The sequence below is a fragment of the Sulfitobacter sp. CB2047 genome (assembly GCF_000735125.2).
Taxonomy (GTDB): Bacteria; Pseudomonadota; Alphaproteobacteria; order Rhodobacterales; family Rhodobacteraceae; genus Sulfitobacter; species Sulfitobacter pontiacus.
Genome location: NZ_CP072613.1, coordinates 1,251,786 through 1,271,946, shown reverse-complemented (window position 1 = coordinate 1,271,946; position 20,161 = coordinate 1,251,786). Strand labels below are relative to the sequence as shown.

General features: G+C 61.3%; 21 protein-coding genes. 8 read left to right on the top strand and 13 right to left on the bottom strand.

Annotated elements, in window-relative coordinates; genetic code table 11:
• Positions 1–150: 150 nt before the first annotated feature.
• Together IV89_RS06370 and IV89_RS06365 are read right to left on the bottom strand one after the other, a co-directional pair.
• Positions 151–459 carry a hypothetical protein gene (locus IV89_RS06370; RefSeq protein ID WP_037944622.1) on the bottom strand — a complete coding sequence of 103 codons (309 nt, stop codon included), beginning with the start codon at positions 457–459 and terminating at the stop codon, positions 151–153.
• Positions 460–713: 254 nt separating this feature from the next.
• Positions 714–2,144, bottom strand: coding sequence for a Glu/Leu/Phe/Val dehydrogenase (locus IV89_RS06365; protein ID WP_037944623.1), 1,431 nt, complete (start codon positions 2,142–2,144; stop codon positions 714–716).
• A 371-nt stretch (positions 2,145–2,515) separates the two neighbouring features.
• Here IV89_RS06365 and IV89_RS06360 point away from each other — a divergent pair, with 371 nt between their 5' ends.
• Genes IV89_RS06360 through IV89_RS06350 form a run of 3 tightly spaced genes read left to right on the top strand, consistent with a single transcriptional unit; the run spans position 2,516 to position 5,027 of the window.
• Entirely contained in the window at positions 2,516–3,931 is a 1,416-nt protein-coding gene (locus tag IV89_RS06360) for a TadE/TadG family type IV pilus assembly protein (protein WP_240558217.1), read from the top strand.
• Positions 3,928–4,467: a TadE/TadG family type IV pilus assembly protein gene (locus IV89_RS06355; RefSeq protein ID WP_005849245.1), complete on the top strand. Its 540-nt coding sequence runs from the start codon at positions 3,928–3,930 to the stop codon at positions 4,465–4,467. The genes IV89_RS06360 and IV89_RS06355 overlap by 4 nt, the downstream gene beginning before the upstream one ends.
• Positions 4,467–5,027 carry a hypothetical protein gene (locus tag IV89_RS06350; RefSeq protein WP_037944625.1) on the top strand — a complete coding sequence of 187 codons (561 nt, stop codon included), beginning with the start codon at positions 4,467–4,469 and terminating at the stop codon, positions 5,025–5,027. The genes IV89_RS06355 and IV89_RS06350 overlap by 1 nt, the downstream gene beginning before the upstream one ends.
• A 59-nt stretch (positions 5,028–5,086) precedes the next feature.
• On the opposite strand, the gene IV89_RS06345 is transcribed toward IV89_RS06350, so the two are convergent.
• The 5 genes from IV89_RS06345 to IV89_RS06325 all read right to left on the bottom strand — a co-directional run bounded on the left by IV89_RS06345 (position 5,087) and on the right by IV89_RS06325 (position 7,862).
• Positions 5,087–5,581: a hypothetical protein gene (locus tag IV89_RS06345; RefSeq protein ID WP_005849249.1), complete on the bottom strand. Its 495-nt coding sequence runs from the start codon at positions 5,579–5,581 to the stop codon at positions 5,087–5,089.
• A gap of 113 nt (positions 5,582–5,694) precedes the next feature.
• The gene (locus IV89_RS06340) at positions 5,695–6,204 is read right to left on the bottom strand and encodes a periplasmic heavy metal sensor (protein WP_037944626.1); all 510 of its coding nucleotides are present in this window, start codon (positions 6,202–6,204) and stop codon (positions 5,695–5,697) included.
• A 3-nt stretch (positions 6,205–6,207) separates the two neighbouring features.
• Entirely contained in the window at positions 6,208–6,570 is a 363-nt protein-coding gene (locus IV89_RS06335; protein ID WP_235183798.1) for a hypothetical protein, read from the bottom strand.
• Entirely contained in the window at positions 6,557–7,243 is a 687-nt protein-coding gene (locus tag IV89_RS06330) for an RNA polymerase sigma factor (RefSeq protein ID WP_037944627.1), read from the bottom strand. The genes IV89_RS06335 and IV89_RS06330 overlap by 14 nt, the downstream gene beginning before the upstream one ends.
• On the bottom strand, positions 7,215–7,862 hold the full coding sequence (locus tag IV89_RS06325) for an EF-hand domain-containing protein (RefSeq protein ID WP_037944628.1): 648 nt from the start codon (positions 7,860–7,862) through the stop codon (positions 7,215–7,217). Before IV89_RS06325 ends, IV89_RS06330 begins: the two co-directional genes overlap by 29 nt.
• A gap of 213 nt (positions 7,863–8,075) precedes the next feature.
• Between IV89_RS06325 and IV89_RS06320 the strand changes: the two genes are divergently transcribed.
• Complete coding sequence (locus IV89_RS06320; protein WP_037944629.1) at positions 8,076–8,480, top strand: DUF983 domain-containing protein; 405 nt, start codon at positions 8,076–8,078, stop codon at positions 8,478–8,480.
• Between the two features lie 48 nt (positions 8,481–8,528).
• A complete protein-coding gene (locus tag IV89_RS06315; protein WP_037944630.1) occupies positions 8,529–9,224 on the top strand; it encodes an NUDIX hydrolase in 696 nt (231 codons plus the stop codon).
• Here the strand turns inward: IV89_RS06315 and IV89_RS06310 are convergent.
• From IV89_RS06310 to IV89_RS06290, 5 genes are read right to left on the bottom strand one after another with little or no spacing between them, the layout of a single operon-like run.
• A complete protein-coding gene (locus IV89_RS06310) occupies positions 9,221–10,138 on the bottom strand; it encodes a DMT family transporter (RefSeq protein ID WP_037944631.1) in 918 nt (305 codons plus the stop codon). The genes IV89_RS06315 and IV89_RS06310 overlap by 4 nt on opposite strands.
• Before the next feature lie 15 nt (positions 10,139–10,153).
• Positions 10,154–11,629, bottom strand: a complete 1,476-nt coding sequence (locus IV89_RS06305; RefSeq protein ID WP_037944632.1) for a carnitine 3-dehydrogenase — start codon at positions 11,627–11,629, stop codon at positions 10,154–10,156.
• The gene (locus IV89_RS06300) at positions 11,626–12,129 is read right to left on the bottom strand and encodes a lipocalin family protein (protein ID WP_037944633.1); all 504 of its coding nucleotides are present in this window, start codon (positions 12,127–12,129) and stop codon (positions 11,626–11,628) included. Before IV89_RS06300 ends, IV89_RS06305 begins: the two co-directional genes overlap by 4 nt.
• The gene (locus tag IV89_RS06295; RefSeq protein ID WP_037944634.1) at positions 12,126–13,034 is read right to left on the bottom strand and encodes a 3-keto-5-aminohexanoate cleavage protein; all 909 of its coding nucleotides are present in this window, start codon (positions 13,032–13,034) and stop codon (positions 12,126–12,128) included. Before IV89_RS06295 ends, IV89_RS06300 begins: the two co-directional genes overlap by 4 nt.
• A gap of 42 nt (positions 13,035–13,076) precedes the next feature.
• Positions 13,077–14,117 (bottom strand): aldo/keto reductase, encoded by a 1,041-nt coding sequence (locus IV89_RS06290; protein ID WP_037944635.1) that lies wholly within the window; start codon positions 14,115–14,117, stop codon positions 13,077–13,079.
• Positions 14,118–14,283: 166 nt separating this feature from the next.
• Between IV89_RS06290 and IV89_RS06285 the strand changes: the two genes are divergently transcribed.
• Positions 14,284–15,513, top strand: a complete 1,230-nt coding sequence (locus IV89_RS06285; protein ID WP_005849273.1) for an MFS transporter — start codon at positions 14,284–14,286, stop codon at positions 15,511–15,513.
• A 55-nt stretch (positions 15,514–15,568) separates the two neighbouring features.
• A complete protein-coding gene (gene metG / locus IV89_RS06280; RefSeq protein ID WP_037944636.1) occupies positions 15,569–17,281 on the top strand; it encodes a methionine--tRNA ligase in 1,713 nt (570 codons plus the stop codon).
• A gap of 100 nt (positions 17,282–17,381) precedes the next feature.
• On the opposite strand, the gene IV89_RS06275 is transcribed toward metG, so the two are convergent.
• On the bottom strand, positions 17,382–18,617 hold the full coding sequence (locus tag IV89_RS06275) for a GAF domain-containing sensor histidine kinase (protein WP_037944637.1): 1,236 nt from the start codon (positions 18,615–18,617) through the stop codon (positions 17,382–17,384).
• 277 nt (positions 18,618–18,894) lie between these two features.
• On the opposite strand from IV89_RS06275, the gene IV89_RS06270 reads away from it, so the two are divergent.
• Positions 18,895–20,073, top strand: coding sequence for a site-specific integrase (locus IV89_RS06270; RefSeq protein ID WP_016073715.1), 1,179 nt, complete (start codon positions 18,895–18,897; stop codon positions 20,071–20,073).
• Positions 20,074–20,161 lie beyond the last annotated feature (88 nt).

The following is a 20,161-nucleotide window of genomic DNA, read 5'->3' as shown; positions in this document are numbered from 1 at the left end:
AGGGCCAAAGTCCAGCACCCAAAGCCTGCGCAACGGGCTTCATTTTGCCGGATAAACTCCGGGGGGATCGTCCGTCAGGGCGATGGGGGCTGGCCCCCGTCTTACCGCCCCGACAGGTACTCCGGCGCGATCAAACGACGCGCGCGGGCGTTACTGGCCCAAACACATTTCGTTCCAGGCGGCAGAAAGGTCGTTGCCCTTCACGTCGCGCATTTTCATTTCATAGACCCAAGGGGCGACCAGCGGGACAACCGCGTCATAGCGATCGGGCCATTCTGGGTTCTTGGAGGCGATGTGATCCGGCACGTCACGCTCTTTCACGCGGTCGATCCGCGCTTGCCGGACGGCCTGCACGACATCTGCCTGATACTGGCAATCAGTTTCGGCGCTGGTGGCGGCGAAGAGAGGCGCGCTGGACGTCGCCAGTGCTGCGGCAATCATGAGTTTACCAAATTTCATCGTCACATCTCCTAAATGTTTCTTTGCAAGCCCGCCGCCCTTCCACTGCCTGCGCCGTTTAAAGTTAAAGGCTGCAGAGGACACCAGAGCGGGTGCTCATGGCGCAGGAACCTAGCCAGCCCCCGTTGGAATACAAGTGACAGAGCGGTTTTCCGCAGTACGCGCTTGGCGGTTTGGCGCGTCTTTGCCGAAAGCCGCTATCACAGCGGCTTTCGGGGAACTTTTCAGGGGCGCAGCATAGGGCCCGCGCGAGGTTACAGCCCCTTTGCGCGGTAGCTGGCGGCGACCTTGCCGATGCTCACCAGATAGGCGGCGGTGCGCAGGTCTTCGACATCGTCGCGGCTGTGCCAGACTTCCGCCATGGATCGGTAGGCGTCGCTCATCGTGTCGTAAAGACCGGAGCGGACCAGCTCAAGCTCCCCGGCGCCCCGCAGGTATTTATCCTTGAAGTTCGGGCTTAGCTGCCAGCCGACGCCGCTATCGGCGCTCAGACGTTCCAGCTCGTCCACCAACAGCTGGTGGCGGCTTTCCTCGTTGCGGCGCTGCATACGGCCAAAACGGATGTGGCTCAGGTTCTTGACCCATTCGAAATAGGAAACCGTCACTCCACCGGCGTTGGCATACATGTCAGGGATGATCACGACGCCCTTTGCACGCAGGATATCATCGGCACCGGCGGTTACGGGGCCGTTGGCGGCTTCGACGATCAGCGGGGCCTTGATGTTATGCGCGTTGGTCAGGTTAATCACCCCTTCCAGCGCCGCAGGGATCAGGATGTCACAGTCCGCTTCCAGCAGCTTGGCACCGTCTTCTTCAAGGGGCGCATCGGGATAGCCCTTGATCGTACCATGCATGGAAATCCAGCGGTGCACCTCTTCCACATCAAGACCACGGTCATCGAACAAAGCGCCGTCGCGTTCAATGATCGCGGTGATCTTGCAGCCATCCTCTTCGCTCAGGAACTTGGCGGCGTGGTAGCCCACATTGCCCAAGCCCTGCACCACGACGCGTTTACCGTCCAGCTCACCGCCCAGACCAGCCTTTTCCATCCCCTCGGTGTCGCGGAAGAAAGCGTGCAGCGCATATTGCACACCGCGGCCTGTCGCTTCGGTGCGGCCATGGATGCCGCCCGCGTTGATCGGCTTGCCCGTCACACAGGCAACCCCGTTGATGTCCGTGGTGTTCATGCGCTTGTACTGATCCGCGATCCAGGCCATCTCGCGCTCGCCCGTGCCCATGTCGGGGGCGGGAACGTTTTGCGCGGGGTTGATCATATCGCGCTTGATCAGCTCGTAAGCGAAACGGCGGGTGATCAATTCCAGCTCGTGTTCGTCATAGTCGCGCGGATCAATGCACAGCCCGCCTTTGGAGCCCCCGAACGGCGCTTCGACCAGCGCGCATTTATAGGTCATCAACGCCGCCAGCGCCTCTACCTCGTTCTGGTTCACGCCGGGGCTGTAACGGATGCCGCCCTTGACCGGCTCCATGTGTTCGGAATGGACCGAGCGATAGCCGGTGAAGGTCTGGATACCGCCGCGCAGGCGCACGCCGAAACGCACCGTGTAGGTCGCGTTGCACACGCGAATCTTCTCTTCCAGACCCGGCGACAGGTCCATCAGGGCCACCGCCCGGTTAAACATGATGTCGACGCTATCGCGAAAGCTCGGTTCGGTTCCGGGGTTCATTCTACGCTCCTAAATTGGCTCTGCGACCCTGATACGGGCCGGTTCATCGCCTCGCCTTTTGAACATGGCACCTGCGTCAAGCAAAGCTGTAAATCACCATATTTCGAAGTTTTCGCACAAATTTTAATCAGTTTGAAAACTTATCGCCCAAAGCGAGTAGTCACGGCACACAAGACAAGTCCTGCGCGAAGTTTCCTGACAGGGGACAGTCCGGCTGCTCCGGCGGGATCTGCCCCAAAAACGGTCTGAGTATACACTTTTTTAAACGTATTTCGCCCTATTTCGGCCAACTTCACCCCGCATATCTGCTGGCAACGCCGATCCGCCCGAAATGCGTCTGTCGCATGGGTCGCACGAATAAGGACATGGAAATGCCGGTGAACGATACAGTGAGTAAATGGGTAACCCTCCCCCTGCGCAAGCGGCTGACGCGGTTCGCCCGTGAAGACGACGGGTTGGTGACGATCCTCGCGCTTTTCATGATCATGATGATGATCGCCGTGGGTGGCATCCAGCTAGATTTCATGCGCCACGAGATGGAACGCTCGCGTCTGCAAGCTGTGTCGGACCGTGCCGTTCTGGCCGCTGCCGATCTGGATCAGATGCGTGACCCCAAAACGGTGGTGGAAGACTACTTTGCCAAATCGGGCATGACCGAGTTTCTGTCGAATGTCGTGGTGGATGACGGTCTTAACTTTCGCACCGTGACGGTCGACGCAAGCAAGGACATGGACACCCAGTTTATTGGCCGCTTTGGTTTTCCCACGCTCGAAGTGCCCGCCCATAGTCAGGCGGAAGAACGCGTTGCAAAGGTCGAAATTTCGCTCGTGCTCGATATCTCGGGTTCGATGGCCACCAATAACCGTCTGGGCGAAGTACAGAATGCCGCCGATATCTTTCTGGACACCGTGCTGAAGGACGAGAACGAAGACCTGATTTCAGTCTCCCTGGTCCCCTACTCGGAACAAGTGAACGCGGGCCCGCTGATCATGGACCGTATGAACGTGAACAGAAAGCACGACTATTCCCACTGCATTGATTTCGACAATGACGACTTTGATTCGATCTCGATGAATAGCAGCACACGGTATAACCAGATGCAGCACTTCCAGTGGAACTACGATGGCCGCAACAACTACCGTGACGATACGGTTTGCCCGCGTTACGATTACGAGCGTATTACCCCGTTTTCACAAAACAAACGCACGTTGAAGAACCAGATCGATGATCTTGTACCGCGCGCTGGTACGTCGATCTTCCTTGGCATGAAATGGGCCGCGGCGATGCTTGATCCGGCGTTCCGGGACATCAACAACTCGCTGGTGAATGCCGGTCATGTCGACCGTGAATTCTATAACCGCCCCGCGAGCTATACCGATTCAGAAACGCTTAAGACTGTTATCCTTATGACAGATGGCGCGAATGATAACTCGTTCCGCATCAGCAATACATACTACAACGAAGATAGCGAGTATGTTCACTGGAATAGATACAACCTTTGGTGGTATCTACGCCGCGAGGTAAACTCGCGCTACTGGGGCTACTTCTATTATCAGAAGTACAACAAATCGCTGGGCAACACCTTGCTGTCGAATATCTGCGACGCCGCCAAAGCCAAGCGGATCGTGATCTGGTCCATCGGGTTCGAGGTCGATGACGAGGACGTGCCCGCGATGCAGGATTGCGCCTCCTCGCCCAGCCACTTCTTCCGCGTCGAAGGCGTCGAGCTTTCCGAAGCCTTCCGCGCCATCGCCCGCCAGATCAACCAGTTGAGATTGACCCAATGATCGCCCGCATTTCACAAGCGCTGCGCCGGTTCCGCCGGGGTGAGGATGGCGCAGTTGTCCTGATCGAGTTCGTGATCCTCTTTCCGGTCATCTTCGGCATGTTCCTCGCGTCAGTCGAGGTCAGCCTTTATTCCCTGCGACAGTTCCACCTGAACCGCGGGCTGGAAACGGCAGTACGGTATATCCGGCTGAACACACGCACGACGATCACCCACGACATGATCAAAACGATGATCTGTGACAACGTGGGCTATATCGGCGATTGTAAGGATACCCTGCGCCTTGAGATGGTGCTGGTGAACCCGCGCAACTTCGCCGCGATGAACGCCTCGCCCGACTGCGTGGACAAATCCCTGCCCGTCAAACAGGAACGCGGCTTTACCCTTGGGGCGCAGCACCAGCTGATGCTGCTGCGGGCCTGCGTCAAGTTCGATCCGATGCTGCCGGGCAGCGCTATGGGCTTCAAGTTCGAAACTGATGGCGCGGGTCAGGGCAGCATGTACGCCGTATCCTCCTTTGTGCAGGAGCCAAGCTAATGGTTATCTCTTATCTCAAACGCCGTGTACTGGCGCGCTTTCTGCGCGATCAGGACGGCAGCGCCTCGATCGAAGCGGTAATCATGATGCCCATGGTCTTCTGGGTTTATCTGGCGATGTTTACCTTCTTCCAGACCTATCAGGAATATTACACCAACCAGAAAGCGGCCTATACCATCGGCGATATGATCTCGCGCGAGACGCTGCCGATGGACACCGAATATATGGACGGCATTCAGGATCTGCTGGATTATATGACCCGTTCCTCGGGTGAAACGACAGTGCGCATCACCTCGGCGAAATACGATCAGAAGAACAAACGGTTCCTGCTGCACTGGTCCCGCGCCCGCGGCAGCCTAAGCGACGCGACCCAAGCCGATGTGACCGGCTGGACGGATAAAATCCCGGAACTGGAGGATGGTGAATATATCACCGTCACCGAGACATGGACGTCATTTGCCCCGCCCTTCAACATCGGGCTGCCGGTGCAAGAGGTGAAGAACTTCGTCTTTACCCGCCCGCGCTACGCCCCTTGGGTGCTGTACTCGGACGGGGCGTAAAAGCTGACGATAACGACAAAAAGAAAAGGCCCGCGGCGATCTGCCTGCGGGCCTTTTGCTTAGGATCGTTCTGCCATCATGGCAGAGATGATCTCGGACATGAACTTGGTCTGACTGCCGGGGGTCATACCGCCGACACCGATGCGCCGGCCAATCCGCCACCACAGGCCCGGGCGCCAGATGCGGTCACCGCCTGTGCCGGGCTTGGTGCGCAATAGAAAACCGTTAGACGGCTTGAACGCAAAAACGCCGCGATCCAGCCCGATGATGTCTTCGACCCGTGCAATCACCGTACCGTCGCTGTCGCGTAATTCGGTGGCGGTCAGCTCGATCGCGCCCGCGGTTGCGCGGCGCATCTTGTCAGCCATCCAAAGCGCCAGCCCCCCCATTGCCAGCAAGAACACCTGCCAGCCCAGACCGGGCGACGAGGTGAACGCGACGTAGATCAGGAACAGCCCCAATATCCCAAGCGCCGTCAGCCCAATGGCCCGCCGCCCAGAGGAGGCACGCGTGGTGGCAAGAACTTCGTTTGGATCGTTGAATTCAGGGAGCATGGGGCGCGACTTTCGTTAAGGTCGCTTTGCCTACCGCGCCGGGCGCGCATTTGGCAAGCCCGCGCCGCGCAATCCCGCACGGCAGGCCCTGACCGCTTGTGCCAGTTGCCAGCCTATTGACCGGCTTTCGGAGGCTTTGCGCCGTCGCGTTTGCCCTTTTTGCCGCGCTTGAGCATTTCCTCGACTCGGTCGGCATAAGCTGCACGCTCGGGTGCCGACATCTGGGCCAACTCGGCCAGCCACGCGTTTTGAACGGTCTGCTGAACGGTCAGCGTGGCGTCGCGTTGCAGGTCTAGCACACGGCGGGCCTCTGCGGGGTCGAAGGGCTCCGCGCGGATGGCGGTCAGCGCCTCTTGATACAATGCGCGGCGTGCGGCACGGCTGACGGATTTATCCTCGCGCCCCTTGCGCGCATCGGCAAAGACGGCGCGGCGGCGTTCTTCGGGCAGCGCCATGACGTAGGGCGTGCCATAGTCGCGCATGTGCCGCATCGCGCCACCATGCGGCCCGTCAAAGCGATAGACCGCCCCCGCAATCAGCCCCAGCACCAGAAGATTCACCCCCAGCGACAGCCCCAAGGCCCACCGCAGTGTCTTCGTGCTTTTGAATGCAAAGCCTGCCATTTTCTATCCCTCGTCCAAGTCCCAGCCGAACGCCGTCAGATCTGACGTATAGGTGTCCAGCGATGTCGCATCGGCGACGATGTAATCGTCGCCGCCGGTGATGATCTGCGTCGCGACATCCGGCAAGCCGCTTGGCGGGGCGACCCCGATCCAGAACCCGACAGCCGTTGCCGTGATCAGCCCGCCCAAGGCAGGTGCGCCGCCGATGGCGCGCCAGAACCCACGCCAGCCCCCTATCGCAGGGGCGGGCTGTGCCGCCAGCGCATCGGCGATCAACCGGTCCATCATACCGGCAGGCATCTGCGGCGGGGTCGCCCGCGCCTGTTCGAAATGCGCCTCTAGCGTATCTGTTTCACGTTTTGTCATCATCGTATCCCAAGGCGTCACGTCGTGCGCCCAAAAGTTTCGCCAAAGCCCTTTTGCCCCGTGCGGTCAGGCTTTCAACCGCTTCGACCCCGACATCCAGAATGGTCGCGATCTCGGGGTTCGCCATCCCGTCTATGTGGCGCAGCACCACCGCCTGCCGCTGCCGCTCGGGCAATCTGTCCAGCGCCGCTTGCAAGGCATCCTCGCGCGCCGTGCGCTGCAGCCGTGCCTCGGCGCTCTCCGCCGGATCGGCGGGTTCCGCGATGTCCTCAAGCGGGACACCCCGGCCGCGTTTGCGCAGGCGGTCGGTGCACAGGTTGGCTGTCACACGGTACAGCCAGGTGGTCACCTTCGCTTCGCCATCGCGCCAGTCCGGAGCGATCTTCCACAGGCGCATCAGCGCGTCTTGCGTCACGTCTTCAGCCTCGGCCGCATTGCCCAGAATGCGGAAGGCGTGACCAAAGATGCGCGGTGTCAACTGGAGCGTCAACAGCCGTGCCGCCGCCGCATCCCCCTGCACATAGCGGTGCAGCAAGGCGCGTTCGGGGTCATCCACCCCGTCGGCATCCGTCGTATCGTGCATATCCATCAAACCGGAGGTAGCCTTTGCGGGCGCGCCGTTCAAGCGCGCCCGCATGCTTGCCTTATTCCGTTGCAGCCGCGTCGCCGTCATCGGACTTGTCGTGCTTCATGTGTTTGCCGGGTTTGCCGTGCCCGTCCTTGCCGTCATGACCACCGCGTTTGCCGTGATGCTTGCCACCCATACGGGCTTTGGCGAACTCTTCCGCGCTCAGCGATCCGTTCTTGTCGGTGTCCAGCTTCTCGATCATCTGCTCGGGGCTGTGACGCCCGGCCATTTCTTCCATCGACAGCTTGCCGTCTTCATTGGCATCCATGCGTTTCATCATCTTGTCATGGCGCTTGGCCATCCGGTCGCCTTTGCCTTTGCCCATGGCTTCAAGCTCGGTCGCGGAAAGCGACCCGTTGCCGTCGGTGTCCAGCTTCTCCAGCATGCGCTGGCTGCGCTCGGCGTGGCGTGCCTTGGCTGCGGCGGCCAGTTCATCCTGTGTCAGGAAGCCGTCGCCATCCGCGTCAGCAGTAGCGAAACGTGCCGCGGCGTGGGCTTTCATTTCTTCGGCAGTGACTTCACCGTTCATATCGGTGTCCAACTGGACAAAGTGGCTTTGCTTGCCGCCCTCTGCCTTATCCGCATTCTGCGCGACCAGTGTCGTGCCGCCCAATGCGATCAACCCGCTCAAGAGTGCGATCTGAAGATTTGCTCGTTTTGTCATCTGTTTCTTCCTTTGGTGATCTATCTAACGCCCGCCGTTTTCAGCGTGGCGATACCGGTTCAAACGACAGCCGCCCGTCATTCCGTCGCAAAAAATGTGAAAAAGTTTTGGGCACCCCTGCGCGGGCTTTGCGACATGGCGACGCAACTGCCCCGAGATCCCTTTATTTCGCGGTGTTTTGGCCGCATGTAGGATGGGAACAAGGAAGCCCAGATGACTGACCAGACCGTAGACATGCCTCACGTAGACACAGATGAACGCAGCATGAAGAGATCCCTGCTGCGCGGCTGGCGGCGTAAATGCCCCAACTGCGGGGCCGGTCCGATGCTGAAAAGCTATCTGAAGGTCAATGATACCTGCACCGTCTGCGGCCAAGAACTGTTCCACCACCGCGCCGATGATGGTCCGGCCTATCTGACGATCCTGCTTGTCGGGCACCTGCTGGCCCCGGGGCTGCACATCGCCTTTGTGGTCTGGCGCCCCGAGCCGCTAACGTTGTTTACAATCTTTTCGGTTGGCTGCGTCGGATTGTCCCTCTACCTTCTGCCCAGACTGAAAGGAGCCATGATCGGCTTCCAATGGGCAAAGCGCATGGGCGGGTTCGGCAGCACCAGCTGACCGGCACCCCAAAAGCCCCGCTAGAAAAACAGGATATGGGGCAAGGCGATGACCATCGATAAAAGTAAAATCCGCAACGCAGCCACGGTGATCGTGATCCGCGACCGGCATACCGCGCCGCGGATCCTGATGGGGCAACGTGGCGCGACAGCGGCCTTCATGCCCAATAAATTCGTCTTTCCGGGCGGCGCGGTCGATCTGGGCGATGCGCAGGTGCCGCTGGCCAGCATGGTGGATGAAACCTGCCAGAACCGTCTGGCCGAAGACGCCGATGGCAGCCTTGCACATGCCTTGGTGGTGGCCGCGATCCGCGAGCTTTGGGAAGAGACCGGCCTGATCCTTGGCCAGAAAGGCGCATGGGAGGGCACGCCCCCTGCCGATTGGCTGACCTTTGCACAGCGCGGCTATCTGCCCCACGCGGCCCCGCTGCAATTTGTTTTCCGCGCGCTGACGCCTCCTGGACGTCCGCGCCGCTTTGATGCGCGTTTCTTTCTGGTCGATGCCGACGATATCGCCACCGATCTGGACAATTTCGACGACGCCTGTGACGAGCTTTCGCATCTGCAATGGGTGGCCCTGTCGGACGCGCGCAAATTCGACATGCCCTTCATCACCGAGGTGGTGCTGGCCGAAGTCGAGGCCCGCGCGCGGCAGCTTGACCCGCCCGCCTCGGTCCCGTTCTTCAAGAATAACGACGAAGAAAGCCTGTTCCTGCGTTTGCGCGGGCGACCGATGCCAAGCTAGGCGACCATCACCAGCATCAGGATCGATGCGATCAGCACCGCCATGCCTGCCGCCTCACGGGGGCTGATTTTCTCGCGGAAGAACAGGGTGGAGGCCGCGACGCTCAGGATCAGCTCTACCTGACCAAGGGCTTTGACATAGGCCGCGTTCTGCAAGGTGAAGGCGATGAACCAGCACAGGGATCCGCCCATCGAGGTCAGCCCGATCCAGAGCGCGACCCGGCGCGCGCGCCAGACATCGCGGATCTGCCCCGGTTCGCGGAGCCGCAGGTACACCGCCATGATCAGCGATTGCATCGTCACCACCGCCGCAAGGGTCACGCCTGCGCGCAGCACCGGCAGATCGGTCTCCACCGCCAGCGACGCCCCGCGGTAGGACACGGCCGACACCGCGAAAAGAGCGCCTGACGCGATCCCCAGCCCCGCCGCGCGATTGCGCAGGTCGCGCAGGTGAAACCCCTTGGCCTCTGCCCCGCCGGACAGCAGCAACAACCCTACCACGCCAAGGGCAATCGCGGCGAAACCGGTGGCGCTGACGCCTTCGCCCAGAATGATCCAACCCACCAGCACCGTCAGGATGACTTCGGTCTTCTTGAAGGTGATGCCCACGGCAAAGTTGCGCTGTTTGAACAGCAACACCACACAGACCGTCGCGAGGATCTGCGCCGTGCCTCCGACCAACCCATGCGCCCAGAACCCCGGCCCAAGTGCCGGCAGGGGCGTCGCGCTGAGCGCCAGATAAGCCGCGAGCCCCAGTAGAATAAAGGGCGCGGAATACAGAAACCGCGAGAACGTCGCCCCCGCCGCCGACAGGGTCGCGGTCGCGAGGTATTTTTGCAGCATGAACCGTCCGGTCTGAAAGACCGCCGCGGCCAGCGTCACGAGGATCCACAGGTCCGGCAGCGTGTCAGCCATGGGCGCGGACCCCGATCACCGTGGCGCGCCCACAAAGCGGCCCACGCCCTCGGGCATCGGCAAGGCCGCATGGGCTTGGGCAAAGCGCGTCAACGCCGCCGCGATCTCCGTAGACGGATCAGAGGGTTTGCGGGTTTCAAGGCTGACATGCAGCAAGAAGTGTTCCCCCGTGGCAAGCAGCCGGTCGCCTTCGTACATCTCGTGCCAAAGGTGCATTTTCTTGCCCGCCCCCAGCAGCACGCGGGTGCGTATGTCAATCACCGCGCCTGCATGTACTTCGTCCACGTGGCGGATATGGGTTTCAGCAGTGAAAAAGCTCCCGCCCGAGTCAATATACGCCGCATCACAGCCGATCAGCTCCATGAAACGGTCCGTCGCGTCAGCAAATGCCTGAAGGTATTTCGCCTCGGTCATGTGGCCGTTGTAATCGGTCCAGTCCAGCGGCACGGCACGATGGACCGTGGGCACCGGCTGGGACGGATCGTCGATATCCGCCGCTCGCGCCTCAAGCACGGTGCCCGCGCGCAAGGCCGCTTCGTGCTGTTTCATCAACCGTCCTGCGCCCCAATCCTGCTGCTTCAGCGCCCGCATCATGGCGACCAGATTATTGTCGCGGATGCGTTCAAGGTCGCGGATACCATAGGCCCCCGACTGCGCGTCCGATTGCCCCGCGATCAGATCAACAAGGGTCTCGTCAAATTCCGGCACATCCATCAGCTTGGTCCAGGGCCATTTCAATGCCGGACCGAACTGCGACATGAAATGCTTCATCCCCGCTTCGCCACCGGCAACGCGATACGTCTCGAACAGGCCCATCTGCGCCCACCGGATGCCAAAGCCATAGCGGATGGCGTCGTCGATCTCTTCCGTGGTGGCGATGCCGTCCTTGACCAGCCAGAGCGACTCGCGCCAGACGGCTTCGAGCAAACGGTCTGCCACATGGGCGTCGATCTCTTTGCGCAGATGCAGCGGGTACATCCCAAGCCCTGTCAGCAGTTCCTTGGCGCGGTCTACCAGCGGGCCGTCCTGCCCCTCGGCCGGGACCAGCTCGACCAGCGGCAAAAGGTAGACGGGATTGAACGGATGGGCGACCATGATCTGATCGGGGCGCGTGCTGCCCGCGCGCAGTTCTGACGGTTTGAAACCCGATGTCGACGATCCGATCACCGCCTGTGCATCACAGGCGGCCTGAATTTCGGCGAGCGTGCTGTGTTTGACCTCAAGCCGCTCGGGCACGCTTTCCTGTATCCACACGGCCCCCTCCACCGCCTCGGCGATGCTGGTGCAGAAACGGAGCCCCCCTTCGGCGGGCAGGGCGACATCGGTCAGACCGGGCATGGAGCGGCGGGCGTTTGCCAGAACTTCGGCGATCTTGCGTTCGGCCTGCGGGTCGGGGTCGAACACCTGTACCTGCCAGCCATTTAGTGCAAAACGCGCGGCCCATCCGCCGCCGATCACACCACCGCCGATGATTGCTGCGATTTTGGTCATTGTCGTATCCTCAGCTGGTCCGTGTCATAGCCGTTAAAGTCCAATATCTCGCACGCGGCCGCGATCCGGTCCGCGCCGCCGCTGGCGCTGCGGTCAAGGATCCAGCCAAAGTCGCCGGCGGGATTGCCGACCACCGCGGTGCGGAACCCTTCGTCGACCCAAAGCACCCAAAGCGTGCGCGTGCTGCCATCGGGGCGCGACAGCGCATAGCGCCCCTGCCCCTGCTTCTGCGCCAGCCACAGCGTCCCCCCGTCGCCACAGCCGACCTGTGTGCACAACTGGAACGCGGGGCCCTGCGTCGTCTCGACCAAGGCCACCTGCGCCACGCCGTCGCCAAAGCTGTCGCGGACCAGCCACGGCCCTTTGAAGCGCGCCGCATCATAGCGGCTGGTCGCGCCAATCAGCGCTTTGCTATCCCGCAGGCCCTGCGCGGTGTCGGGGGCCTGAGCCGCGCATCCAGCCAGAAGCGCCAGCGCCAGAGCCAGCAGCGCGCGCTTCATGTGGCGGCCCGTTTGGTCAGCCCAAGCTGTTCGCGCACCTGCGCCGGGCCGATGACCCGTGCGCCCATATTCTCTATGATCGTTCCGGCGCGTTCGACCAGCTGCCAGTTTTCCGCCAGAACGCCCTTGTCGAGCCAGAGGTTATCCTCGAGCCCCACGCGCACATTGCCCCCCGCCAAAATGCTGGCGGCGACATAGGCCATCTGGTGACGCCCCAGCCCGAAGGCGCTGAAGGTCCAATCGTCCGGCACGTTGTTCACCATCGCCATAAAGGTGTTCAGATCATCGGGGGCGCCCCAGGGCACGCCCATGCATAGCTGCACCAACGCAGGGCTATCCAGCACACCGTCCTTGACCAGCTGTTTGGCGTACCACAGATGGCCCGTATCAAAGGCCTCGATCTCGGGCTTCACACCAAGCTCGGTCATCATCCGACCCATGGCGGTCAGCATACCGGGGGTGTTGGTCATCACGTAATCGGCTTCGGCAAAGTTCATCGTGCCGCAATCAAGGGTGCAAATCTCGGGCAGGCATTCCTTGATATGCTGCACCCGTTCCGCCGCGCCGATCATATCGGTCCCGGCCACAGGGGGCAGCGGCTGCTCGGTCGAGCCAAAGACGATGTCGCCCCCCATCCCCGCTGTGAGGTTCAGGATCACGTCGACCTCTGCCTCGCGGATGCGCTGCGTCACCTCGCGGTACAGATCAAGCCGACGGCTCGGCGCGCCTGTTTCGGGGTCGCGTACGTGGCAATGGACCACCGCAGCCCCCGCCTTGGCCGCCGCAATCGCGCTGTCGGCGATCTGTGCGGGCGACCGTGGCACATGGGGGCTGCGGTCCTGACTGCCCCCCGACCCCGTGACCGCACAGGTGATGAATACGTCCTTGTTCATGGTGAGAGGCATCAGAATCTCCTTGGGTTCAGGGCCGGCGTGGCGTTTGAAGGGTCAGAACGGCATCGGATGCGCTTTATGCGCGGCATCCAGATCTGCCATCACCTCGTCATCCAGATGCAGGTCGATCCCGCCGAGGATCACCTCGAGCTGGTCAAGCGAGGTCGCGCCAAAGATCACCGAGGTCATGAAGGGCCGCTGGCGCGTGAAGGCCAGGGACATCTGCACCGGATCCAGCCCGTGTTTCTGCGCGATCTGCAGATAGGCGTCCACCGCATCGAACGCGCGGTCCGTCTTGCGCCCGCCCAGATCCCCGTTGATCGCCATGCGCGATCCTTCGGGTAACACGCCGTTCTGGTATTTGCCGGTCAGCAGCCCCGTCGCCAGCGGAGAATACGACAGCATCCCGATATCTTCGTTGTGGCACGTCTCGGCCACGTCGGTATCGGCGATGCGCGCCAGCAGCGAATATTCGTTCTGGACCGAAACGGCACGCGGGCCGCCCGTGCGTTCAGCGGCATTCACCCATTGGGTCAGCCCCCAAGCGCTTTCGTTGCTCAACCCGAAGGCGCGGATGGTGCCGCGGGTCACCTCGTCTTGCAGCGCGCCAAGGCAGTCCTCCATATGCGCCATCGTCTCGGCACGGTTCTGCGACGAGGGGTCATACTCCCAGTTCTTGCGGAACATGTAGCTGCCGCGATTGGGCCAGTGGAACTGGTAGAGATCGACGTAATCGGTGTTGAGCCGCTTCAGCGATCCTTCAAGCGTGCTGCGGATCGTATCGGGCGAAATCCCCGCGCCGTCACGCACCGGAGCCCCCGCGCCTGAATGTTTCGTTGCCAACACAAAGTCGTCGCGCCGTCCGGTCTTGGCGATCCATTGACCGATGATCTCTTCGGTGCGGCCAATGGTTTCCGCCTTGATCGGGTTAACCGGATACATCTCGGCGGTGTCGATAAAATTGATCCCCGCATCAAGGGCGCGTTCAATCTGCGCATGGCCTTCCTCGGGGGTGTTTTGCGTGCCCCAAGTCATTGAGCCCAGACAGAAATCAGTCACTTCGATACCTGTGTGACCCAGCGTGTTCTTTTGCATTGGAATTCCTCGTTTAGATTTGCGCCTACCCTTTCTGTTCCGCCACGTCACCGCAAGCGCATTTTCCGGGCAGCCGTGCCGTGCAAAAGCCGAAGGGTAAAAATTTTCGCGTGACTGTCGCTTTGGCCATTGGTCTTGCCCGAGAATGGGCACAGAGTACCACGATATGCGCCTTCTCATTTCCTTCGCCGCCCTGTTTCTTTCCGTCATTCTGCTGCAACTGTCGTCAGGCGGTGTGGGGCCGTTGGACGTGTTGTCGGGCACGCAACTGGGGTTCACCAACCAGCAGATCGGCCTTTTGGGTTCGGCGCATTTCGTCGGCTTTTTTCTGGGCTGCTGGGGCGCGCCGCGCCTTTTGGGCACCGTCGGGCACAGCCGCGCCTTCGCCGCCTTTACCGCTGCGGGCGCGATCGGGCTGCTGTCGCATATGATGGTGCTGGACCCCTATGCCTGGGCGCTCATGCGGGTCGCGTCCGGGTTCTGCGTCGCCGGATGCTATACGGTGGTCGAAGCATGGTTGCAGGCCAAGGTCACGAACGAGACGCGGGGCCGCACCATGGGGGCCTACCGTGTGGTTGATACCAGCGGGTCATTGGCAGCGCAGATGATCATCGGCGTGCTCGCGCCTGCGTCCTACGTGTCCTACAACCTGTTGGCGATCCTGTGCTGTGCCGCGCTGATCCCGCTGGTGCTGACCCGCCTGCCCCAACCCGAAACCCCCGAAAAAGGGCGGCTGCGCCCCAAGCTCGCGATTGATCGATCCCCGCTGGCCGTCGCCGCCGTGGTTGTCGCGGCCCTGTCCAGCGCGTCCTTCCGGATGGTCGGGCCGATCTATGGGCAAGAGGTCGGGCTGACCGCCGGTCAGATCGCGTGGTTCCTGTCGGCTTTCGTGCTGGGAGGCGCTTTGGCGCAGTTCCCCGTGGGCTGGCTGGCCGATAAATTCGACCGCCGCTGGGTGCTGATCTGGCTGTCGGCTGCATCAATGCTTAGCTGTGCGGTCACCGTGATGTCGGCAGGCATGGGCACGCAGGCGATCTTCCTTGCCGCGACCTTCTTTGGCCTCACGACCTTTCCGATCTATTCCGTCGCGGCGTCCCACGCCCATGACTTTGCCAGCAGCTCGGAACGGGTAGAGCTTTCGGCGGCGCTGATGTTCTGGTTCGCGGTCGGTGCGATCTTTGCGCCCTACATCGCCTCGGTGCTGATCGAAGGCTTTGGCCCCGCGGCGCTGTTTACCATGATCTCGGTCGGGCACGGGGTGCTGGTGCTCTTCGGGCTGACGCGGATGCGCGCCCGTCCTACGGCGACAAAACGCACCCCCTATGTCTATGCGCCCCGCACATCCTTTACCATTGGCCGCCTGATGCGCCGCAGCCGCGAACGCGACGCCCCCTAGCCCTTGCCCCGCCGCTGCGCTAGAGACGTGCAAAAGCAGTTTCGGGGTCCAAGTCATGACGCGCCACCTTATCACCTCCGCCATTCCGTACATCAACGGGATCAAACATCTGGGCAACCTTGTGGGCAGCCAGCTGCCCGCCGATCTATACGCCCGCTATCAGCGCGGGCGCGGCCAGGAGGTGTTGTTTCTCTGCGCGACGGATGAACATGGTACGCCCGCTGAACTGGCTGCTGCCAAAGCAGGTAAACCGGTGGCGGAATACTGCGCCGAGATGCACGAGGTTCAGGCGCGGATCGCAGAGGGGTTCGGCCTGTCCTTCGATCACTTTGGCCGGTCCTCCAGTGCGCAGAACAAGGCGCTGACCCAACATTTTGCCGCAGCGCTTTATGATCAGGGCCTGATCGAGGAAGTCGAACAGCGCCAGATCTATTCCGAGACTGACGGGCGGTTCCTGCCCGACCGCTATGTCGAAGGCACCTGCCCTAACTGCGGGTTCGAGGATGCCCGCGGCGACCAATGTGACAACTGCACCAAACAGCTAGACCCCGAAGACCTGATCAACCCGCGATCAACCGTTTCCGGTGCTACCGACCTCGAGATGCGCGCGACCAAGCATCTGTTCCTGCGTCAATCGCAGATGAAGGACAAGCTGGACGAATGGATCAACAGCAAGGCCGATTGGCCAGTGCTGACCACCTCTATTGCAAAGAAATGGCTGCATGACGGTGACGGGCTGCAGGACCGTGGTATCACGCGCGATCTGGACTGGGGTGTGCCTGTCAAACGCGGCGACGCCGATTGGCCGGGGATGGAGGGCAAGGTCTTTTATGTCTGGTTCGACGCCCCCATCGAATACATCGCCTGCGCGCAGGAATGGGTGGATGCGGGCAAAGGGTCGGATTGGGAAAGCTGGTGGCGCACCGACAAAGGCGCCGACGATGTGCGCTATACCCAGTTCATGGGCAAGGACAACGTCCCGTTCCACACGCTCAGCTTCCCTGCAACGATCATGGGCTCGCAAGAGCCGTGGAAGTTGGTCGACTACATCAAATCGTTCAACTATCTGAACTATGACGGCGGCCAGTTCTCGACCTCGCGCGGGCGTGGGGTGTTCATGGATCAGGCGCTTGAAATCCTGCCCGCGGACTACTGGCGCTGGTGGCTGCTGTCCCATGCGCCCGAAACCTCGGATGCGGAGTTCACGTGGGAGAATTTCCAGTCCTCCGTGAACAAGGATCTGGCGGATGTCTTGGGCAACTTTATCAGCCGCATCACCAAATTCTGCCGCTCGAAATTCAGCGAAGACGTGCCAGCGGCGGGCGAATACGGGCCTGAAGAACACGCGCTGATCGCGGATCTGACCGAGCGGGTAGCCCGCTATCAAACCGCGATGGAGGCGATGGAAGTCCGCAAATCCGCCGCCGAGCTGCGGGCGATCTGGGCTGCGGGGAACGAATACCTGCAAGCACAGGCCCCTTGGACGACCTTCAAGACAGATCCCGACAAAGCCGCGGCGCAGGTGCGTTTGGCGCTGAACCTGATCCCGCTTTACGCGGTCTTGTCTGCGCCGTTCATCCCGACGGCCGCCGCCAGCATGCTTGACAGTATGAAGGTTGAAAACGCCGCATGGCCGGATGATGTGCCAGCCGCCTTGGCCCAACTGTCCCCCGGTCATGCCTTCGAGGTCCCAGAGGTGCTATTCGCGAAAATCACCGACGACCAGCGCGACGAATGGGCCGAGAAATTCGCAGGCGTGCGCAGCTGATCTGCCAAGGCTCCGCCGTCTGACCACACCGAAAACGATCAAAGGCCAGCGCACCGCGCTGGCCTTTGATTTAGTCCCACCAGAGAACCCTGAACGGCGTTCAGGCCGCCAGCAACGGCAAACGGAACGCAAATGTGGTAAGACCGTCATCGCAGGTCACGTCGATCTGACCGCTATGCGCCACCGCGATGGAAGATGCGATATGCAGGCCAAGCCCTAGCCCCTCGCCCTTGGTCTGGTCGCCACGTTGGTAGGGTTGGAACAGCTTTTGCTTCAGGCTTTCGGGGATCGGCGCGCCGCGGTTGGCAACGGAAATCACGGCCTCCGCCCCGCTGACGCGCCCCCGCACCGTGACCTCGCTGCCGTCATCGGCATAGCGCACGGCGTTCGATAACAGATTCGACACCGCCTGCGCCACGCGCGCGGCATCGCAGCTCACGGGGCGGTCAAAGTCCAGATCGACGGTGATCTTGTGATCGGGTGCTGCGGCGCGCACCTCTTCGACCACGTGGTTCAACGCGTCTTCCAACCCCGCGTCCGGCGTGGCCGAGATGCGGATACCGCCGCCCAACCGCGATTTTGCGTGCAGCATGATATTGTCGATAAGCTCGCTCATCCGGTGGATAGAGGTCCCCATCAGCGGCAGAATTTTCCGCGCCTTGTCTGACAGCGGCTCCTTGTCGAGCTGGCGCACACCTGCGTTCAGCGCGGCGACCGAATTGCGCAGGTCGTGACCCAAGACGGCGACGAACTCCTCTTGCACGGCGGCCATCTGGCGTTCGTGCTCTACCAGTCGCTCCTGCGCCTCAAGCCGTTCTTCGGTTTCCAGACTGCGCCCGATGATATCGGCAAACATCTCGAGCATGGCAACAACGCGGGGGTGTTTGACGTCGCGCGGTTCGGTATCAATCGCGCAGAGGGTGCCAAAGAACGACCCGTTGCTGCGGAAGATCGGGATGGAGGCATAACTGACGATGCCGAATTGCGCGGCAATCGGATGATTACGATAGACATCATCCGTGGCGACATCGTTGAACATCACCTTCTCGGAGGTCTCGCGTACCGATTGGCAGAAAGTCTGGTCGATCCCGATCTCGTCGCCTTCGGACAAGCCAAAGTTCACCTCGTCCACCGTGCGACAGGCGACCCAGCGATCGGTCGTCACCCGCGCCACAGCAGCAAAGCGCATATCCGTGGCCAGCATAACCGTTTCCAGCAACGTGCCCACAGTTTCACTTGCCGCGAGCATTTCGATATCTGACTGGAAATCATGCGCACCGGCAAGATAGGCCTCATGATCCTGAATGATCGCGCGCATGTTCGTTTTGTCGTCCACCCGATATCCCCCATTTGTTTCGCATCCGCTACCATATGCACAGCCACGAGCAACGACAATGCCATGATAACCGGCCTGTCACGCTTTTCGGAGACTGGATTTAAGTGGAGGGATGAGTGGTGCGGGCGGTGTGAGTAGAACTACCGTCCACAGGCGTTGACCCACGGCCACCTTTATGTGCAAATCATCAAGCCCAGTATGATTGCACCGTCCACGTCCGGCCACGTCCGGCCACCCGCGGCAAGCGCTCAATTGGGGGGCCAGCTGGGGGACCGAGATGAAACACGCACTCACACAGATCAAGATAAAGAACGCCGCCGCGGGGAACCTAGAAGATGGCGGGGGTCTGCGGCTTGTCAAAAAGGACACCAGCGGGAAATGGGTGTATCGATATTCCCATTTAGGGAAGCGCCGAGAAATGGGCCTTGGCGCATGGCCCGCGGTATCATTAGCCGCGGCGCGGGCGGCGCGTGACGCATGGGCAGCTGAGTTATCCGCGGGGCGTGACCCTATCGATGTGCGGCGCAAACAGCAGGAAGCCGCGGTTGCAGCGCGTGACCGGCTTGACCCGACATTCTCTGAAATGGTGGATCTGGTGTTCGACGCACGGCGGGCGACACTCCGCGGCGATGGACAGCGCGGCAGATGGCGCAGCCCGCTTGACCTCTATGCAATCCCTGCCTTTGGGCGCAAGCGTGCCTCTGAACTAACGCAGCGCGACGTTGTGGACGCGATCAAGCCAATCTGGCACACCAAGTACCCGACGGCCACCAAGGCCATACAGCGCACCGCAATCGTTCTCAAATCGGCAAAGAAGATGGGATTCCCCGCGGACCCTGAGATTGTCGAAGCCGCCCGCGAAATGCTGGGGCATGTGAAACACGTTGTCACCCCTACCGCGGCAGTGCCGTGGCAAGACGTGCCGGACCTTTACGCCCAGCTGGGGGAAACAACCGCGGGGCTGTGCAACCGATGGGTCATTCTAACGCTGGTCAGGATACACGCGGCCCGCGGGGCGCATCTGTCGGAGATCGATGGCGACATCTGGACCGTGCCAGCTGACCGCATCAAGGGCGCAGAAGGTAAGGTTGAGGACTTCCGCGTCCCGCTTACGCCCGCGGCGCTTGAGATTGTGGAATCGGCGCGGCGCTTTGGTAGCGGCTTTCTGTTTCCAGGACGTAACGGCCCGATCACCGATGCCGCGGCAGAGAAGTGCTTGCGCGTAGCTGGTGCCGCGGGGACACCGCACGGGTTCCGTTCCAGTTTCAGGACATGGGCCGAAGACACGGGGCAACCGTGGGATGTTGCTGAGACGGTTCTAGGACACCAATTCAAAAGCAGGATCGAACGCGCCTATGCCCGCTCGGATCTGCTAGACCGCCGCCGGATTGTCATGGATAAGTGGGCCGCGCATGTTACGCAATCCAGCGCTGACGTGATCAAACTGCGGGGGTAGTGGAACTCCCTAGAGGTCTGCGCTTTCGTTGCCCGCCATGCACTTACTGAGAAACCGGAGGCAGGGCGGGGCTATGGGTATCAATGGG

Bases quoted from the DNA above. Each gene is read 5' to 3' on its own strand.
- IV89_RS06330 (WP_037944627.1), bottom strand. From the start codon at position 7,243: ATGACGGCGACGCGGCTGCAACGGAATAAGGCAAGCATGCGGGCGCGC.
- IV89_RS06345 (WP_005849249.1), bottom strand. From the start codon at position 5,581: ATGCTCCCTGAATTCAACGATCCAAACGAAGTTCTTGCCACCACGCGT.
- IV89_RS06285 (WP_005849273.1), top strand. From the start codon at position 14,284: ATGCGCCTTCTCATTTCCTTCGCCGCCCTGTTTCTTTCCGTCATTCTG.
- IV89_RS06315 (WP_037944630.1), top strand. From the start codon at position 8,529: ATGACCATCGATAAAAGTAAAATCCGCAACGCAGCCACGGTGATCGTG.
- IV89_RS06305 (WP_037944632.1), bottom strand. From the start codon at position 11,629: ATGACCAAAATCGCAGCAATCATCGGCGGTGGTGTGATCGGCGGCGGA.
- IV89_RS06325 (WP_037944628.1), bottom strand. From the start codon at position 7,862: ATGACAAAACGAGCAAATCTTCAGATCGCACTCTTGAGCGGGTTGATC.
- IV89_RS06320 (WP_037944629.1), top strand. From the start codon at position 8,076: ATGACTGACCAGACCGTAGACATGCCTCACGTAGACACAGATGAACGC.
- IV89_RS06360 (WP_240558217.1), top strand. From the start codon at position 2,516: ATGCCGGTGAACGATACAGTGAGTAAATGGGTAACCCTCCCCCTGCGC.
- IV89_RS06270 (WP_016073715.1), top strand. From the start codon at position 18,895: ATGAAACACGCACTCACACAGATCAAGATAAAGAACGCCGCCGCGGGG.
- IV89_RS06300 (WP_037944633.1), bottom strand. From the start codon at position 12,129: ATGAAGCGCGCGCTGCTGGCTCTGGCGCTGGCGCTTCTGGCTGGATGC.
- IV89_RS06310 (WP_037944631.1), bottom strand. From the start codon at position 10,138: ATGGCTGACACGCTGCCGGACCTGTGGATCCTCGTGACGCTGGCCGCG.
- IV89_RS06295 (WP_037944634.1), bottom strand. From the start codon at position 13,034: ATGCCTCTCACCATGAACAAGGACGTATTCATCACCTGTGCGGTCACG.
- IV89_RS06335 (WP_235183798.1), bottom strand. From the start codon at position 6,570: ATGACAAAACGTGAAACAGATACGCTAGAGGCGCATTTCGAACAGGCG.
- metG (WP_037944636.1), top strand. From the start codon at position 15,569: ATGACGCGCCACCTTATCACCTCCGCCATTCCGTACATCAACGGGATC.
- IV89_RS06370 (WP_037944622.1), bottom strand. From the start codon at position 459: ATGAAATTTGGTAAACTCATGATTGCCGCAGCACTGGCGACGTCCAGC.
- IV89_RS06365 (WP_037944623.1), bottom strand. From the start codon at position 2,144: ATGAACCCCGGAACCGAACCGAGCTTTCGCGATAGCGTCGACATCATG.
- IV89_RS06350 (WP_037944625.1), top strand. From the start codon at position 4,467: ATGGTTATCTCTTATCTCAAACGCCGTGTACTGGCGCGCTTTCTGCGC.
- IV89_RS06340 (WP_037944626.1), bottom strand. From the start codon at position 6,204: ATGGCAGGCTTTGCATTCAAAAGCACGAAGACACTGCGGTGGGCCTTG.
- IV89_RS06290 (WP_037944635.1), bottom strand. From the start codon at position 14,117: ATGCAAAAGAACACGCTGGGTCACACAGGTATCGAAGTGACTGATTTC.
- IV89_RS06355 (WP_005849245.1), top strand. From the start codon at position 3,928: ATGATCGCCCGCATTTCACAAGCGCTGCGCCGGTTCCGCCGGGGTGAG.